We start from the raw sequence: 17,283 nt of genomic DNA, 5'->3' as shown, positions 1-17,283 counted from the left end.
GTATTTGTTCACATTTTAACACGCAACACTTTTGAATAGTTTTTTTAAACAAATATTTAAAATGATTGAAAAATTCATATAAATTCTTACCTCAATCAAGATCAAGGTTGTTAGTATCAGTTTCATTTTTGTAATGCGCTTAACCATAACCCCCTAAAGCGGTCGACCGTCGCCGGGTTTAGCGCTGCTGATCCAGACGCCTTAAATGGCGGAGCTAAGCCCGGCAACCGTCGACCACATTAAGGGTTGGAGTGAGGATACGGACACGCGTAAAAGCTAGTCTGAAGTAATGTTATAAGCTATGAACTGCTCTTGTATAAACAAAAAAGCCCGGCACATTTGGCCGGACTTTCTGTTTAAATAGGAGAAGTCAGAAGCCTTCCTTCTCCTCTTCTTTTTTTCCTTCTCTTTTTTCTTTTCCTCCTTCGTCAGAGTTTTCTCGCCGGGCTTTGCTTTCGCTTTGGGAGCGGGTTTTGCCCTTGTTTTGTACTGATCGAGGTATCGGTCAACGAAAGTGGTTTTTTCATCAACCGTAGCCGCTACGATCTCGACAGCAGCCTTGTTATTATTCTTTGATCCGGCTAGCAGTTGATCGTTAATACTTTGCTCTGACGTAATGATGGCCAGTTGTCCGATTGAGCCGGGACCATTACCAGGTTTGTAGTCATAAAAGACCCATACATCAGGCGAAGACTCAAGGTACACACTAGCTTCGTCGCCGTTCGCTGATTTACGAATTTCCACGAAACCGTCCATTTGTGCGTTGATATCGGTTGCGCCAATGTTCGATACGCCCAACTGACCGGTGCTGTAGAAAGCTCCGAATTTATCCGACCACCGCAGGTTTGCGTTGGCCAGTACTAAAGCCGAATTCAGCTTGGGTGAGGCCTGGCTGAGCGGTACGTGCTGGTTCTGGGCCTTGAGCCGGTACGCGTCAACTGCGGGCTGGCCGATCAGCGGAGTCAGTTTATCTGAGAGCCGATTCAAATCATCGTCGGCTGCCTCATCGTTGTTTTCTTCCTGATTGGTAGCCACAATTTTCTGCCCAATGGCGGCATTGATCGGCTCCGGCACCGGGAATGTGAACGCCATCAATGTATTCATCCGGTATTGGATGCTGTCGATATTCACGCGGGCCGAGCCGGATGCCAGCAGAAACTCGCGTGGAGCGACATTCAGCAGGTTGAGCTTGCCGCTGAACGTCATGATACCCTTGGCATCATTAAACGTGAATACGTTGGTATTGACGGCTACCTCGTCATCATTGGCCGTACTGTCGGCAGCGGTTGTGGTAGAGTCCGTTTCTTCAACCACCGTTGCCGTGGTTGACGTAATGCGGTAAACCTTGGCTTTGTCGTCATAGCGCATTACACCCGTTGCCGTGAAAATATCATCGTCGCGTGGGTCTTCCTTTGCCGAGAGGAAGGTCGGATATAGCCCTCCACTGCCTCCGCGGAAGTGAATCCCGGCCGTTAATTGCTGACCGCCCTCATTTTTGAGGTTCTTATCAACTTTGATTTCCAGCCGTTCGACTACTTTCTCTTTGAACGGAATCCAGTCGCCGACAAGATCCGGCCGTTTTTTGAGTGCCGGCTTGATCGCACCATCCAGTGCAACGTCTTTGTCCGGCGCCTGCATCACAATGCTACCCTTGAACAGCATCTGCGGGGCCAGTTGCAGGTTATCAGTTTCTTCTACGTCGGCGCGGGCAACGGTAAAGTACGTGGTCAACGGTTTCTGTGAATTCCGTCGGCGGCTGGGTTGCTTACTGTTGTCGGCGGTGAGTACGGGCGCTTCTTTCAACTCAAAGCTGCCCATCTTGATCGTAGCCGTATCACCTTTGGCCGTTGCGAACATATAAGATGCATCGCCGGCAAACTTGGTTCGTGACAGAATCTGGATGTTGCCGTTTTTGAGCTTATGGTGAAGGCTGACGGTATCCAGTTCGAGCCGGGCGTTTTTAAGCGCCATCATCTCGCCGTTCCGCTTAATACTCACCAGGCCTTTATCGGGGTAAATGCGGGCGTCGGCGGAGGTGATGTACGGAACACCACTGATGTTCAGGGTCGCTTTGTCGACATCATAGATAGCCGCTGCCCCGTTGAACGTAAGCCCTTCCTGATCCTCGGCCGTGGCGGTAAAGGTTGATGTTTTCACATCGCCTTTCATGGCGATGGTTTTGGCGTTCAGATTCCACTGCGCTTTGCTGATGCTGGTTTTGTAAGCGGCAAACGGAAGCTCCAGACTGGATTGAGACAAGGTATCGTCGATGCTCTGCTGCTTTGGCTGATTAATAGCCAGCCCAACAATTCCTTTTGCCTGATTGAAGTCGACGTCTACGTTATTACCCAGCAACATAGGACGGTTCGCATCTTTGTCCGACAGTACTTTGAACTTGGCATTGTCGGCCAGGAAACCCTCTTTATTGAACTTGATGCTGTTTGAAACAACCTCCGAATCTTTCCGGCGCAGCGTTCCCTGACCAAACAGGCCCGTTGACCGCACGACCAGATTACCCTCCAGGTTTGTGGTGGCGTTGTAAAAATTGAAGCTGTTTTTCTGCGTAACGATGACCATGCTGTCAGCCTTGGGTAACCACTTCAGGCTGTAGTTGGTGAATTGTACCTGTGGGAAATACGTTTTGCCAACGAGTCCTTCCCTGATTTCCCCTTTCTCGCCCGAAGCCAGCAGTGAATCGGTCATGAACAGCATCCCTTTGGCGTCGAGGTTGGTGGTCAGGTGAGTCAGGGTGCCCTGCTCGGCTCGTAGCCCATTTTTGTCCATCACCAGATCGCCCGCGAATTTTACGTTTGCCTTTCCACCATAAAGCGAATAACCTGTAGCCGGTGCTTTATGCACAAAACCGAGGGTGTTGTCGGGCATGGTTTTTAGCTCCGCTTTAAACGGCGGGAACATACCATCCGAATAGAACGTACCGACAAACGCAATATCACCGTTGCCAAGGCTATCGTTGTCAATAGGAGGAGTTTTGAAGTAAACCTTCGGGTTGTACGTCAGATTACCCCGAACCGGCTGATTGAAGTAGACCGTAATACCCTCAGGTACGACCAGGCGTTGGGTTGTTTTTTTACCCTTAATACGCCCCGATTTGTTATCAGCGCTGCCCAGGAAGACCGTTCCCGGCGTTTCGTACTTGATATCACCACCTACTTCGCCTGATTTCCCCTGCGCGACCGCTTTCTGCGACTGGAACGTAATGGAGTCAATCTTACTCAGGTTCATCGAGAACTTATCGTAATCGAATTTCAGGCCCGATCCTGCGTAGCGAAGTGTTCCGGCTTTAAACTGACCGTTGAGCGTAAAGGCCCGGTTTTTGCCAATCCGCAGGGTTTTATCGGAGGGAACGCCAAAGATCTTCAGTGAGTCGGAGATGGTGAACGCATCCACCCCCCGGATGGTCAGGATCTTGTCGTTGAGGTTGATAGTCGCGTTCTTGATACTGTCGTTCGACGAAAACGTTGACCGCACCTGGAAGCTATCGTAGTCGCGTTGCCGTACGTTGGCCAGCACGTAGAGAACACCCTTGCGGCTCAGGCGCATCTGCCCGGTTTTCAGATCACGGTCAATATAGCCTTCCATCACCATGCGGTTGAGTGCCCCGCGCAGGGCCACCGGATTTATGTTTTTGGCAAACTGGGTAATATCGTCGTCTAGAAACGTCTGCTGTTTTTTCGTGGACACGAAGTTGCCGACAATCTGGAGCGGGTGGAACCCGTAGTCCATCGTCAGGTCGGAGTACCGTTGCGGATGGAAGTAGTCGAATGACTCGAAACGTACCGGTACCTCACGTTTGGCACCGATCTGATAAAAATCAACCTTCTGCCGCGCCAGGTCCCAGCGGGCTACTTCCGGATTGATGTAAAATTTGTGGTACGTATCGGCAAAGGGTACGTAGGCGTAGTTTGTTCGGTCGATCCGGTTCAGCCACGCAATTCGCTGGGCCTTATCATACCGGAACTCCACGGCCGGGTGCGTCACTGAATCGCCTTCGATATAGCCCGTGAAAGCAGCCACGGGGGCCGAAATGGTCGAATCTTTGAAATCAAACCGGCGGCTAAGGGCTTTGAGGGCTGGTTTGCCTTTGAACTTAACCGTGATGACAGCCGGCTGCCCACTGGCCGACGATCCGACCATCTGCGTGCCGGACAGCGCCAAACCGCCCTGATAGTCAACGTCGGTACCGAGGCCGGGAATTTTCGCGTCGTTCTGCCACGACATGAAACGGGGGTACGTTGCCGGGCCAGCTTTCTTCTTGCAGACGTATTCAAAAACGCCTTTGACCGGCTTGGTAGCCGTGCCATACGTCAGCGTCACGTCGTCGGCGGAGAGCTTGGGGCTCATCGTGGTCATGGCGTAGTCGCTGAACGTAACGAAGATGTCCGGACGACCTACCGACTCCCACGTGAACTTACCGCCTTTGCCGACAAACAGCCCGTCTTTCAGCAGCAAATTACCACTGGTGCTGGTCAGCACGGCCGAATCGCCGTTGGCCACCATCGCCAGTGATACGTCTTTGACGGTAATAACCGGCCCCGATACCGTTGGTATCGGACGGCGTTGGGGAATGAAAATAGCCCCCACAGCCCGGGGAGCGCTTGAGTCGGCGGCAATCGGATCGTCCCAGCCATCAAAGCGAGACCGTTCCTGAGCCGCCTTGGCTTGAGCCAACGAGTCGGCCGTGGCTGGGGTGCCGGTTGTGCTGGTTGGCTGGGTACCATCAACGTAGCGGAAGCCGAACGTCCCACCTTGTGCATAGAGCCGATTGTAGTTGCTGGCGTAGAATTCGCGCCGTTCGAGGAACCGCTGAATGGTTTGTAAGCTCCGGGCAAACGCTTTTGGATCGCCTGCATCAACTAGTTTCTCGGCGATAGTAAGGAGGTTGTCAATTTCAGATGCTGCAACGGCGGGTTGCTGCGTATACAGGGCGTGGTACAACGACTCGTAGAACGGCGCAAAATGTGAAGCCGCCAGCAGCCGCTTTTGATTCAGCTTACGGCTCAGTGCCATCACGCGTTCCTTCTGTTGAGGTGAAAGCCGGTTTTCGCTCCACAGCGCTTGTAGGTCAGTCCCGGCCTTGACAGCCACCGGCCCGCCCGTTGCCATCAATTTCTGCACATCGGTCATAAACTGCTCAGGCTTATCCGATATTCGGACGGCCTGCGCATAAGCGCCTGTCGTTGCCGCGGCTGTTAACAGAAGTATGTAGTAAATACGTTTCATTAGCATAGTTGACGGAACGGACCGGCGACCTGGCCGCACTCTATTGTGTTTTCTCAAATAATATCGAAGCCCATTGATTCTTAGTCAGTAGCTGCACTGATTTTAGACCGGCTTCGGTTGCTTTTTGTTCAATATCAGGGGCATCCATTTCGTAAAAGCCGCTGACCGCTAACTGGCCACCGTCGTTGAGCAACGACACATAGGCTGGAATTTCGGCCAACAACACGTTCCGGTTTATATTAGCAAGGACGATATCAAACCGTTCTGCGTTTCTTACGTCGGCGATTGTCCCTTCAAACACCGTAACCTGCGGGCAGTGGTTCAGGTCCGCATTCTCACGGGTATTTTCGACGGCCCACTCCTCAATATCAAATGCCAGCACCGCCCGCGCGCCCATTTTAGCCGCCAGAATTGCCAGGATGCCGGTTCCAGTACCCACGTCCAGCACCGTTTTGCCCTGGTGATCGAGCCGAAGCTGCTGTTCCAGCATCATGGCCGTGGTTTCGTGGTGCCCTGTACCAAACGACATTTTCGGATTGATGACAATGTCGTATTGAAACCGGTCGTCCGGTTCATGAAACGACGCCCGAACCCGCACTTGATCAGCTACTTCGATAGGCTGGTAGCTCTGTTCCCACTCGGCGTTCCAGTTACGTTTCTCTAACGTACTGACTTGGTAGGCTATTGCGGTCTGCGAACCGTATTTCGCGATCAGGTCATCGACGGCCACGGCATTAAACTCAGACTCGATGATGTATGCATTCAGGCCCTCGTCCGTTTCGACAAACGACTCGAAATTCAGTTCGGCCAGTTCGGCCATCAGGATGTCGGTAAAATCAGGAGAAACCTGCACCTGGAGTTCAATATAATTCATAAACCAAAGAAACAGAAAAAGGACAAGCCGGTTGGACTTGTCCTTTGGAAATAAGCGGTAGTCGGCTATAAAGATCCGTCTTTCATCTTGCGTAACGACTCCTGAATTGAACTGAGCAGTGGAGAACTCATTTCTTGTTCACGTTTAACCGCTTTCTCTTGCCATTCCAACGCTTCCTGCTTTCGTCCGAGACGGTATAAAATGTGGGCATATGTGTCCATAAAACTAGCGTCTTCACGATATTCAAGCGTTCGTTTCGACCATTCAAGTGCCTTTTCGAGGTATCTTGGCTCGCGGGTCATTTCGTAAAAATCCCAGGCGGCTTGGTTTAAGGCGGATACAAAACGTTGCGTGTTTGGATTTGCCATAAATGACACCATAGTACCTGGTTTTTGACCTTTAGAGACTGGTGGCATCATACCCCTCATCCGGCGTTGATTCTCTAATTCGTCTAACTTCTGAATTGAGTCTACTCTGGCAGGCATGAAATTCGTATCGTAGTAGCGTACAGCGGTGGACAGGTAGTTGGCCGTGTCTTTGACACCTTTGTAGTATCTGATCATGGTCCATTCAAATGCAGCCGCTCCAGCTTTCGGATTGTTTGTATGTGTTCCGCGCGTAAAATAGGCTGTTTGATAAGCAAGCTTAACGTCTTTGTCCCGAATCGCTTTTTTAATAGACCCGTTAATGATTCGGTTATTCAATTCAACGGCTTTGTTCCAGCCAACGGCCCGATAAAGACTGTCGCGCCGGTAGCGATTCAGCCGGAATACTGAATCGGCTCGGCTACCTACAATCGGACCCTGCTCAAAAAGGAAGCGCAGTAGATCCGCTGAACGTAACGAATCGTTTGGAAGACTACGGATGTACTCATCTAAAAGCTCGTAATGCGATAAGCCCGCATTGCGCCGGTACTCGATGTATGTACGCATCAACGTTGCCGATCGGTCCCCTTTTTTGTAAGCTTCGGCTATTGGTTTAAGAGGAGAATCCCGATGCGTTGTCAGGGCTTCCTCGGCCTTTTCCAGGTATACCCGGTCCATGGTTGTACTTCCGCAGAATCGAGCCAGCGGGGTCTCGTCCGTATCCAGAAAAACCGAAGAAGGCAGGCACTCCACTTCCAGTTTATCGGCTAATTCCTTACCAATTCCAACGGAGCCATCAGTGCGGAAACTGATAAAATTTAACGAAAACTTCTCACGGATTAATGGACTATTGAAAGCCTTGGAGGCTACTTCGTTGCAGCCGGTGCACCCAGGTTTGTCGAAGTGCAGAAAGATTAGCTTCTTTTGTTTTTGTGCTTTTTTGATTACTTCGGGCCAGTTAGTTTGCTCAAACACAATGCCTTGTGCCTGTGCCAACTGACTAGTTAACAATAGGAATGTGAACAGGATGGATAAAGTAACGATTTTCATAATGAGACTTTAGACTATACCTCGAGAAATATACTCTAAAGTCTCATTTATACAAATAGTAGTTACCAGCGCTGCCGATTGTTCAAACTTACTCTCGAATCGTTTCGGAGCCAACACGAACGGTTTTACTCCGCACCGCCGACGTAATGAAATAGCCCGTAGCCGGTCGGCCGTTTGGGGTGGTGTTGACAACGTTCGTAGGTACGTTTGTGGCTGGGGTAGCAAACAAACCACCGTTGGTGATCTGCCCGCTCACCGACTGAAAAAAGCTGAACGCATCGGGGGTAATCGATTGAATTTCGACCGTAACGGAATCGCCCATGTCATAAAAATTTTCCGGGTTGATTGATTGCCGGAAGGGGCGAATGAAGACCAGGCCATCCGTATCGGCACTGCCCTGAAACGACGCGTTTTCGAGCGTAATGATGTTTCCCGGGCGGTTCTGAAGCTCGCCATTACGGAAGTACCGAACGCGGTAGTAGTCCGTTTGACCGGGTAGGTCGCGGGCAAAGAATTCGGCCTGATAACCGGTCTCGTCGGACAAAGGGTTTAGCTTTTCCTCGCGAAAAATAATGGAATCCACAACGGGTACCCGGTTGATGGTCGACGTGGCGCGGTACTCGTCGTTCTGATACCGGATTGATAACTGATACGTCCGGCCGATCTGACCCAGCGTAGCAGACGGCGTCGGGGGTTGCCAGACGTAATAGCCATCGTTGTCGGAATCGGTGAAGGAGAACGTATTACCGACATTATCAGTCAACGTAACAGTTGCGCTGGTAGCGGCCGGGGGCGTTCCATTGTTAAAGTAACTGGTCGTTTGCGTCAGGCGGATCGTTTGCGGACCAGGCTGATCGGTAATGAAACCGTCGACCGACAACTGCGCCGGGCCTTCGTCCAGGTTTGCGTCTATCACCGTTTCGCAACCTCCTAAGAGAAGAAGGGAGGCAAGGAGGAGAGCTGGGTGAATGGATAATCTAGTTAGTTTCTTCATGGTGTTTCTGTTGGCTGGCATCAGCCACTAGAATTTAAAGTTGTACGTTACCGATGGTATAAGCGTGGCAAACACAGAATAGCGAACCGCTTCCGTTACGCGCGGGTTGTCTTCGTTCTGGCGGAAATACACTGAGAACGGATTTTTGCGGGCATAGACGTTATACACTGAAAACACCCAGTTGTCTTCTTTCCGCTTGCTCGGCCGACGGCGCCCCTGCAACGTAGCGGCCAGGTCGAGCCGGTGATAAGGCGGAATGCGGTAGTTGTTGCGGGTATTCCCAAAGTTCTGCGGAACGACGTAGCCCTGGTACTCAAACCGGTTAGTTGGGAACGTAGCGGGCGTACCGCTGGCGAGCGTAAACGTAGCCGAGAAGTTCCAGCGCTTGGCGTTGGCCGGGTCGAACAGAAGCACCGACGTCAGTGTATGCCGCTTGTCGAAGCGGGTTGGGAACCAGTTGCCATTGTTGATGCCCTCGACCTGTCGTTCAGTTTTGGCCAGCGTGTAGCTGATCCAGCCGTTCACAACCCCCGTGTTTCGTTTCAGGTAAAACTCCGCTCCGTAGGCCCGGCCGCGTCCACTCAGCAGGTCGCCTTCCAGAAATTTGTTCAGAATCAGGTTAGCGCCATCGATGTAATCGATCTGGTTTTGCAGCCACTTATAATATACCTCCACCGACGCTTCGAACTCATTGCGCGAACGGCCAAAATTGCGGAAGTAGCCCCCGGCAATCTGGTCGGCGATCTGGGGCTTGATGTTGTTCGTAGACGGTGTCCAGATGTCCAGTGGCGTTGAGGCCGTCGTGTTGGATACTAAATGAATGTACTGGGCTAGTCGGTTGTAGCTCAGTTTGAGTGAGCTGTTGTCGGTCAGTTCGTATTTAGCCGAGAAACGAGGCTCCCAGTTGCCGTAAGTCTGTATGTTATTACCCGATCGGTACTGAACCGTTGTGATGGGTAACCGTCTGGTTCCGAGCGGTACGTCCGTCGTGAAGGCATACGCTTCGCCGGGGCCGATGTAGTTGAAGAGCGAATAACGCAGACCATACTGAAGTTGCAGCCGGGGCGAAATCTGCTGATCATTGCCAATGTAGAGGGCATTTTCCAGGGCGTATTTACTTTCTAATCCAAACGTCCGGATGCTTCCCGAACTGGCAGCAGTAGCCGTGCCGGGCTGAAAATCGTGCAGAATAGCCTGCCCGCCGAACGTAATGGTGTTTTTGCCCAGGAACAGCGAGAAATCCGGCTTCAGACTGTAATCGACGATGCGCGAATCGGTGCGGAAAAAGTCATTGGGCTCTTTGCGTTTCAGGTCGCTGTCGAGCGAGTAGTCGTAGTTGCTGTAGTAGGCCGTCGTATTAAGAAACAGCTTGTCGCTGAACACGTGGTTCCAGCGCACTGAGGCCGTAGCACTCCCCCAGTTAAAACCAAAGTCAGCCCCGAACACATCGCGGCCGAAGTAGCCGGACAAAAACACCGTGTTCTTGTCGTTGATGCGGTAATTGGCTTTAGCCGTAAGGTCGTAGAAATAGAATTTCGAACCCCGAAGGTCGTTGTTCAGAAACGGTTGCGCCAGAATGTCGGCGTAGGACCGGCGTCCGGCCACAATGAACGAACCTTTGCCTTTAAACAGCGGGCGTTCATAAGACAAACGGCTAAATATTAGGCCGATGCCGCCGTTTAGTTCCGGCTTTTTCGCGTTACCTTCCTTAAGTCGTACGTCGAGAATAGACGCGATCCGACCGCCGTAGTTTGAGGGAATCCCTCCCTTGATCAGCTTGACGTCCTTGACCGCATCAGGGTTAAATACGGAGAAGAAGCCGAACAGGTGCGACGAGTTGTAGACCGGTGCTTCGTCGAGCAGGACTAGGTTCTGGTCGATGCTACCGCCCCGCACGTTGAAGCCGGTAGCGCCTTCGCCCACGGTCGAAACTCCCGGCAGCAACTGAATACTCCGCACAACGTCAACCTCGCCCAGCAGGGCCGGGATACGCTGGAGCGTTTTGGTATCGATGCGGTTGACGCTCATTTCAATGTTCTTGACGTTGGCTTCGCGCTCGGCCGATACGGTAACCTCCTGCAGGTTCCGGCCCTCCTGACTCAACTCCATATCCAGCCGAACATTCTGGCCACCGAGCGTTATTGTCTTGGTTTGTGTTTCGTAGCCTACGTAGGAGATCACGACGGTGTAGGTGCCGGGCAGGAGCGTGATGCCGTAGAATCCATAGCTGTTTGTTACAGCCCCTGTACCGGTTTCTTTGACATAAACGGAGACGCCAATCAATCCTTCCCCATTAGCCGCGTCTTTGATGTATCCGCTGATGGTCTGTTTATCCTGACTGGTAGTTGGCTGGAGTGCGTTCTGGGTTGTCTGTGCCTGCATCGGCAGGGCTAAAAACGTTGCAACAAGTAGCCAAAGTAATTGTTTGTAATACATACAGTTGTAGTTGGTGAGCGTACAGTAGTTAACCAATGGCTCCTCCCTTTGTTGAGCACCGTACAAAAGTAGACGCGATCGGTTATGGCTTATTCAGAAATTAGATAAACCCACGAAATCAAGTGCTGAATGGTCTTATTAATAGGATAAAATCGATAAGAAAGAGACAGGCTTCATCGTTTTAATTAATAATTAGTTCATATTCAATGCGAAAACTTCTCGTTGCACTCTTTTTGCTAACCAGCCCCACCTACGCCCAGTCGTTGTTGTGGGAGGTATCTGGTAACGGCCTGAAACAACCTTCGTATCTATTCGGTACGTATCATATCCTGAAAGACAGCTATTTGAATCAGAAGCCCACTGTTCGCGACGCCTATGCTAGGTCGCAGGGGGTAGTCGTTGAAACCACCATCGATTCGTCGGCAATGTTCAGCATGGCTATGCGGGCGATCATGCCTGGCAAGAGCTTGGATCGGATGCTTTCGGCAGCCGACTACAAACTGGTAGCCGATGAGTTCAGGCGAGTAACGGGCGCAGACCTGGCTTTATTTAACATGATGAAGCCAATCATGACGTCGACCATGTTAAGCATGGGGTATGCTGAAAAAGAATCGGATACGTTACGCCGGTTCACGGGCCAGCCCCTCGATCTATATTTTGCGTCGGAGGGTAAAAAGCTGGGCAAGACGGTTTCGGCGCTCGAAACCATGGATCAGCAAATGACAATGCTGCTCGACCATGATCCGGTTGAGAAGCAGGCCGACGATCTCGTGAAGATGGTGAAGGAAAAAGACTCGATGCGGGGCGACAGCAAGCAGCTTACCGACCTATACCTCAAGGGCGACCTGAACGCGATGTGGAAGCTTGGCCAGGAGTACGAAAAGAAACACGGCGATCTATCGTACCTGGTGAAAGAACGTAATGAGAACTGGATGAAGAAGCTCCCGGCGCTGATGGCCCTGCGCCCTACGTTCGTGGCCGTTGGAGCACTGCACCTGCCCGGCCCCGATGGTCTGATTGCGTTGCTGAAAAAAGAAGGTTATACCGTAAAGGCGCTGTAGCCCGGACCAACGTCCGGGCTACTTACTGTCCTGGCGTTTAATTACGTTAATCAGCTTTTTGGCTTCTTCGTCATCCTTCTCCGGAAACGACACCGGCAGCGATTCCAGAATGTCGGTCATGATATGCGCAATGATTAGCTGCTGGTTCATCCGGTCGTCGCTCGGAATCACGTACCAGGGGTTCTGTTTGGTAGCCGTGGCGTTGATGGCGTCTTCATACGCCTGCATGTAGTCGCCCCAGAATTTGCGCTCTTCTAGATCGCTTTTGCTCAGCTTCCACTGCTTTTTGGGGTGTTCCAGCCGGCTAATGAGCCGTTGTTCCTGTTCCTGTTTGGCGACGTGGAGGTAAAACTTGATGACCCGGAAGCCATTCCGATACAGGTAATCTTCAAAATTTCGGATGTCGGTGTACCGCTCCTTCCAGAGCCTGGGCTGATCAGCCAGCAAATCTTTCGGAATCGAACTCTCCTGCAGGCGTTCGGGGTGTACCTTGACCGCCAGCACCTCTTCGTAATACGTCCGGTTGAAGATACCGATATAACCCCGTTCGGGTAATTCTTTCCAGAACCGCCAGAGAAAGTCGTGCGACAGGTCTTCTTCGCTCGGCTTTTTGAACTCGGCAACCCGAAACCGCGAGGGGTTCAGGCCTTTGAATACGTGCCGGATGCTACTGTCTTTTCCACCGGCATCCATCGCCTGAAACAGCACAACCAGGCCGTATTCCTCGTCGGCGTGCATGGCGTTCTGGGCCTGGTCCATGCGTTCCGACAGGTCATCGAGCTGGCGGCCCCGGTCGGCCTCGTCCGTGTAGAAGGGATCGATGTTGGTCGGTAAATCCCTTGAAAACTTCCGCCGACCGTCGTACCGAAACTCGGCGCTGTTTAATTTCTTCATAACGTGGGTTGTCGAATCAATTCTGCCTGAACGAGGGCTATTGCGTCCTGATGATTTCAATCAGTTTCTGTAATTCATCAAACCGTTCTTCGTTCCGTTTCGGCTTGCTGATAGGTAGTTTTTTAAGTTCGTTAATAAGTATACGGCCTACCAGCAGACGCATGTTCTTTTTGTCGTCGGCCGGGATAACATACCAGGGAGCATGTTCGGTAGCCGTTTCGTTGATAGCATCTTCGTATGCCCGCTGGTAGTCGTGCCAGAAGTTACGCTCTGTCACGTCGCCCTCGTCGAACTTCCAGTTTTTGTCGATGTCCTTAATCCGGGCAATGAGCCGGTCGGCCTGCTCGTCCTTCGATACGTGCAGAAAAAACTTGAGCGTCGGGAAGCCGTTGTGGTACAAATACTTCTCCATGTTGCGGATGGCTTCGTACCGCTGCTTCCAGACTTTATCCATATCCTCGATGAGAACCTCGGGTAAACGCTGGGTCTGCGTTACGATCTCAGGATGCACTTTGGTAACCAGCACTTCTTCGTAATACGACCGATTGAAGATGCCGATGGTGCCACGTTCCGGCAGTTCCCGCCAGCAGCGCCATAGAAAATCGTGTTCAAGCTCCTGCTCGGTAGGCCGTTTGAACGAGTGAACGCGCAGCCCCAGCGGATTTGTACCCGTAAAGACGTGCTGGATAGTACCGTCTTTACCGGCTGCATCGAGTGCCTGGAACACCGTCAGCAGGCCGTAGCGGTTATCGACGTATAACTGGGTCTGTAGCTTGTCGATCTCGTCGACCTGCTGGCGAAGCAGTTTCTCATAATCATCATCGTCGTCGTACAGGTCGTCCACTTTGGTGGGAGCCTTTTTAATGTCGAATGGCTTGGTGTCTGAGCCGTGGCCATCGTAGCGGAAGCGGTTGGTGTCGAGGTCTTTCACAGATAAAGGGGTGCGTAAACTTTACGCGAATGAGTTACGTTATGCTAGTATCTAACAACCACAATCCAACCCTCATGGTTGCGCCCCCATTCCTGAAAAAGACGGTTGCCCTGGCCTCCGCTTTTCTATCCGTTGCCGTGATGACGGCATGTGGACAGCCGGCTCAATCGGCAAATCATAAGAAAAAAAGCAGTATGACTACAAATCAATCGACAAACGTAGCGAAGGCCACCTTCGGAACGGGTTGCTTCTGGTGTACGGAAGCCATGTTTGAAACGCTCGACGGCGTCATTTCGGCTGTGTCGGGCTACGAGGGAGGAGCAAAGGCTAACCCAACGTATAAAGAGGTCTGCACCGGCACGACCGGCCATGCCGAGTGTGTTGAGGTGACGTACGATCCGTCAAAAATTACGTATCAGGAGTTGCTGGAGGCTTTCTTCCGCAGCCACGACCCAACCTCGCTGAATCGCCAGGGTGCCGACGTAGGCACGCAGTATCGTTCGGTGATTTTCTACCACAACGATGAGCAAAAGCAACTGGCCGAAACCGCAAAAACTGAGCTGAACAAGTCAGGTGCCTACGACAAACAGATCGTGACCGAAATCAGCCCGGCTACTACCTTTTACGAAGCTGAAGCGTACCACCAGAATTATTTTGCCCAGAATCCAGACCAGGGCTATTGCGCCTTTGTGATTGCGCCGAAGCTGGACAAGTTTAAAAAAGTTTTCAAGGAAAAGCTGAAAACGGATGTGGCTGCGAGCCACTAAGAGCACAAAACGCCCCGGCATCGATGCCGGGGCGTTTTGTTTACACCGAAATGACAAAAAGGGCCTTCGCTCATTTCCTGTCATTAGCCCTGAACAGGTTCAATGATTCAGGACGGTATTTCATGCCTTTATTGGTGATCTTTTCTCCTCTATAACAGCGTCTGCTAAAACCGGTATGACAGTGTCGTAACGAACTGACGGGGCGGAATCGGCATGATGCTATACCGATCGTGTATCAGATAATTCAATTCGTTCGTGATGTTCGATACCTTGGCCAACAAGGATATCTTCTGATACGTATAGCCGGCTGTCAGATCGATCGTGGTGAAACCACTCAGCGGAATTAACCGGTTAAATTCCGGTGTCTGGCCTACCATGTTGTTCAAACCACCATTCCGAGCCCCGGTATAAAAGGCTGATGCGCCGAGTTTCAAACCACGAAGCTGGGGCAGACTGAACGTATAAAAAATAGTGGCGTTGGCGGTGTGAGCGGGGTTGTTAATCAGACGTTCTCCTAAAATTGGTGCTCCTTTTACCGTCGACGTTTTCGTGTATCGCATGTAATTATAGCCGTAGCCAGCCATGAAGAACAGATTTCGGGACAGATTGCCGTTGAGGTCTACCTCCAGACCATCGCTGGTGGTTTCGCCGGTAAATTCTTTCACGTTTGTATCCGTGTTGGGCGTACCGTCGAGTTTGAGCGGTGCCATCTGTGCGAAGTCACTGTTGACGATATGATAGACACTAACATTGGCCGATAACTTGCCGCCAAGGAGTTCATTCTTTGACCCGACTTCATACTGGTCAACGATGGATGGTTTTAACAACTGCCCATAAATGTCAACCCCATTGTTGATCGTAAAATTATTGGAGTAGCTGGCAAACACTGAATTTGTGGGCCGTGGCTGGTAAATCAGGGCGACTTTTGGCGAAAACGCCCGGTCATACTTCGTGGCAGTAGCGCTCCGTGATTCGGCGTTGGTGCGCAGATCGAGAATCTGGGGCTGAACCGCCTTCTGATACGACCAGCGCAAACCGGCAAATACTTTGAACTTATCGGTCAGGCTGATCAGGTCCTGGGCATAAACACCCATCCGGTATGAGGGCGACGTTGTACGAGTAATAGCCGTAGCATCCGGAATGTCGGTCCGAACTTCATATTTATTCGGGTCAAGGATGTTTATCTTGTCGTAGGTAGTGACTGGTTTGCCGCCACTTGTAATGGTAAAGGCATTGGTAACGCTGATAATATTGACCAGATCAGCGCCAACCAGCGTCTGATGTTCAACGGGTCCCGTGCTGAACCGGCCATTCAGGTTAAGCTGTCCGGTGTAGTTTAGCTCCCTGGTTTTAGCGCGGCTCAGCGAGCGGTTCCAGTCGCCATTGGCAGCGATATTGTTGTTTGGAACACCGGCCCCGTACGAGCTTATGTCCGTACGTTGCGCCGACGTAATGAAGTTCAGCCGCCAGGTGTTGCTGAGGGCATGGTCGACCGTAAGCGATGCACTCGTCTGGTCCATGTTATTGTAGGCCCAGCGCGTATTGATGAAACGAGACCGGGGAATATTGGTCGGAATAACAGCCTGCTGATTGGCGTTTAATGACCCAACACCGTTGTCAGGTGTAAGATTTGAGCGTAGGTAGTCGCCCTGTAGAAGAACGGTTGTCTTTTGGCCCAATCGATACAGGAGCGACGGATTAACGTAAACCCGGTCTGTTTTGACGACATCGCGGTAGCTTTTGGCGTGCTCGTACGTGCCCACCACGCGGAAGGCCAGGTTCTTAGCCAGTGGTCCGTATACATCCACAATGGGCTTGTAAAGGTTGTAGCTGCCGGCCCGCATAGAAAGTTCACCGCCATAGGTGAACTTAGGCTTCTTGGTAATCATGTTTACAACCAAACCACCCGATACGTTTCCGTAAAGCAGCGCTGCACTGCCTTTCAAAACTTCCACTGATTCCAGCGTGCTGGCTTCCGGAAAACCGGCCGTGTTGGAAATGACGCCATTTTTAAAGATACTCCCGGCTGCCCCGGCAATGCTGATGCTATAGCCACGGGCCGAAAACGTTTCGGCAACGCCACCCCGCTGCTGGGTCAGCGACACACCACTCACATTCTTGAGGGCATCGCCCAACCGTGAAATCTGCTGGTTCTCAATAACAGCTCTGCTGACAACGCCGGTGGTTTGGGGTAAGTCGAGCGGAGCGATGTTGGCTTTACCAAGCGTAACGACCTGACGTGTACCTGTAACTTCAACCTCATTAAGCTGAGCTGCATTTTCAGAAAGCGTTACATCCGTCCTGGTCGTCTGACCGCCAACAACCGTCACCGTCTTCTCCTGGCGTTGCAGGCCAACATACGTAACGATCAGCGTATACGTTCCACTCGGAATGGCTTTGAGGATGAACGTACCGTCGTCGGCCGTGATGGTTCCTTTGCGTATTTCTTTAATGGCTACGTTCACGTAAGCAGCCGGCTTGTCATCCAGCGTATTTACAACACCGGCTATAGAACCCGTATCCTGAGCAACAGCGTTAATTGTAGTGAAGAGTAGGCAAAAACAGAGCGTAAAAAAGTAAAAATAGAGCGGCTTCATTTATTTAGATTAAATATAAACAACGGCAAATGTAACGCTCTGTTTTCCATAATTACAAGCGCTCATTAGAAAT

At 51.5% G+C, this 17,283-nt stretch carries 10 protein-coding genes; 2 read left to right on the top strand and 8 right to left on the bottom strand.

What is annotated here, in order from left to right:
- Nucleotides 1–276: 276 nt before the first annotated feature.
- From BN8_RS26725 to BN8_RS26705, 5 genes are all read right to left on the bottom strand, one after another.
- Nucleotides 277–5,247: a hypothetical protein gene (locus tag BN8_RS26725; protein WP_009285075.1), complete on the bottom strand. Its 4,971-nt coding sequence runs from the start codon at nt 5,245–5,247 to the stop codon at nt 277–279.
- Nucleotides 5,248–5,281: 34 nt separating this feature from the next.
- A complete protein-coding gene (prmA, locus tag BN8_RS26720; protein ID WP_009285074.1) occupies nt 5,282–6,115 on the bottom strand; it encodes a 50S ribosomal protein L11 methyltransferase in 834 nt (277 codons plus the stop codon).
- A 65-nt stretch (nt 6,116–6,180) separates the two neighbouring features.
- Complete coding sequence (locus BN8_RS26715; RefSeq protein ID WP_009285073.1) at nt 6,181–7,530, bottom strand: thioredoxin fold domain-containing protein; 1,350 nt, start codon at nt 7,528–7,530, stop codon at nt 6,181–6,183.
- A gap of 88 nt (nt 7,531–7,618) precedes the next feature.
- The gene (locus tag BN8_RS26710; protein WP_040006899.1) at nt 7,619–8,524 is read right to left on the bottom strand and encodes a DUF4249 domain-containing protein; all 906 of its coding nucleotides are present in this window, start codon (nt 8,522–8,524) and stop codon (nt 7,619–7,621) included.
- 27 nt (nt 8,525–8,551) lie between these two features.
- The gene (locus tag BN8_RS26705) at nt 8,552–10,906 is read right to left on the bottom strand and encodes a TonB-dependent receptor (RefSeq protein WP_229368392.1); all 2,355 of its coding nucleotides are present in this window, start codon (nt 10,904–10,906) and stop codon (nt 8,552–8,554) included.
- A 260-nt stretch (nt 10,907–11,166) separates the two neighbouring features.
- On the opposite strand from BN8_RS26705, the gene BN8_RS26700 reads away from it, so the two are divergent.
- A complete protein-coding gene (locus tag BN8_RS26700) occupies nt 11,167–12,021 on the top strand; it encodes a TraB/GumN family protein (RefSeq protein WP_009285070.1) in 855 nt (284 codons plus the stop codon).
- A gap of 18 nt (nt 12,022–12,039) precedes the next feature.
- On the opposite strand, the gene BN8_RS26695 is transcribed toward BN8_RS26700, so the two are convergent.
- Together BN8_RS26695 and BN8_RS26690 are read right to left on the bottom strand one after the other, a co-directional pair.
- Complete coding sequence (locus BN8_RS26695) at nt 12,040–12,915, bottom strand: PPK2 family polyphosphate kinase (protein ID WP_009285069.1); 876 nt, start codon at nt 12,913–12,915, stop codon at nt 12,040–12,042.
- 37 nt (nt 12,916–12,952) lie between these two features.
- Nucleotides 12,953–13,846, bottom strand: a complete 894-nt coding sequence (locus BN8_RS26690) for a PPK2 family polyphosphate kinase (protein ID WP_040006553.1) — start codon at nt 13,844–13,846, stop codon at nt 12,953–12,955.
- A 194-nt stretch (nt 13,847–14,040) separates the two neighbouring features.
- Here BN8_RS26690 and msrA point away from each other — a divergent pair, with 194 nt between their 5' ends.
- The gene (gene msrA / locus BN8_RS26685; RefSeq protein WP_040006897.1) at nt 14,041–14,613 is read left to right on the top strand and encodes a peptide-methionine (S)-S-oxide reductase MsrA; all 573 of its coding nucleotides are present in this window, start codon (nt 14,041–14,043) and stop codon (nt 14,611–14,613) included.
- A 164-nt stretch (nt 14,614–14,777) separates the two neighbouring features.
- On the opposite strand, the gene BN8_RS26680 is transcribed toward msrA, so the two are convergent.
- Nucleotides 14,778–17,210 carry a TonB-dependent receptor gene (locus BN8_RS26680; protein WP_009285067.1) on the bottom strand — a complete coding sequence of 811 codons (2,433 nt, stop codon included), beginning with the start codon at nt 17,208–17,210 and terminating at the stop codon, nt 14,778–14,780.
- Nucleotides 17,211–17,283: the final 73 nt, after the last annotated feature.

Source organism: Fibrisoma limi BUZ 3, from assembly GCF_000296815.2.
GTDB classification, from domain to species: Bacteria; Bacteroidota; Bacteroidia; order Cytophagales; family Spirosomataceae; genus Fibrisoma; species Fibrisoma limi.
Note: the sequence above shows the minus strand (reverse complement) of the source record. Positions and strands in the feature narration are given on the sequence as shown.

Excerpts from the sequence above, each read along its gene's own strand:
- BN8_RS26725 (WP_009285075.1), bottom strand. The coding sequence starts at position 5,247 with ATGCTAATGAAACGTATTTACTACATACTTCTGTTAACAGCCGCGGCA.
- prmA (WP_009285074.1), bottom strand. The coding sequence starts at position 6,115 with ATGAATTATATTGAACTCCAGGTGCAGGTTTCTCCTGATTTTACCGAC.
- BN8_RS26715 (WP_009285073.1), bottom strand. The coding sequence starts at position 7,530 with ATGAAAATCGTTACTTTATCCATCCTGTTCACATTCCTATTGTTAACT.
- BN8_RS26710 (WP_040006899.1), bottom strand. The coding sequence starts at position 8,524 with ATGAAGAAACTAACTAGATTATCCATTCACCCAGCTCTCCTCCTTGCC.
- BN8_RS26705 (WP_229368392.1), bottom strand. The coding sequence starts at position 10,906 with ATGCAGGCACAGACAACCCAGAACGCACTCCAGCCAACTACCAGTCAG.
- BN8_RS26700 (WP_009285070.1), top strand. The coding sequence starts at position 11,167 with ATGCGAAAACTTCTCGTTGCACTCTTTTTGCTAACCAGCCCCACCTAC.
- BN8_RS26695 (WP_009285069.1), bottom strand. The coding sequence starts at position 12,915 with ATGAAGAAATTAAACAGCGCCGAGTTTCGGTACGACGGTCGGCGGAAG.
- msrA (WP_040006897.1), top strand. The coding sequence starts at position 14,041 with ATGACTACAAATCAATCGACAAACGTAGCGAAGGCCACCTTCGGAACG.
- BN8_RS26680 (WP_009285067.1), bottom strand. The coding sequence starts at position 17,210 with ATGAAGCCGCTCTATTTTTACTTTTTTACGCTCTGTTTTTGCCTACTC.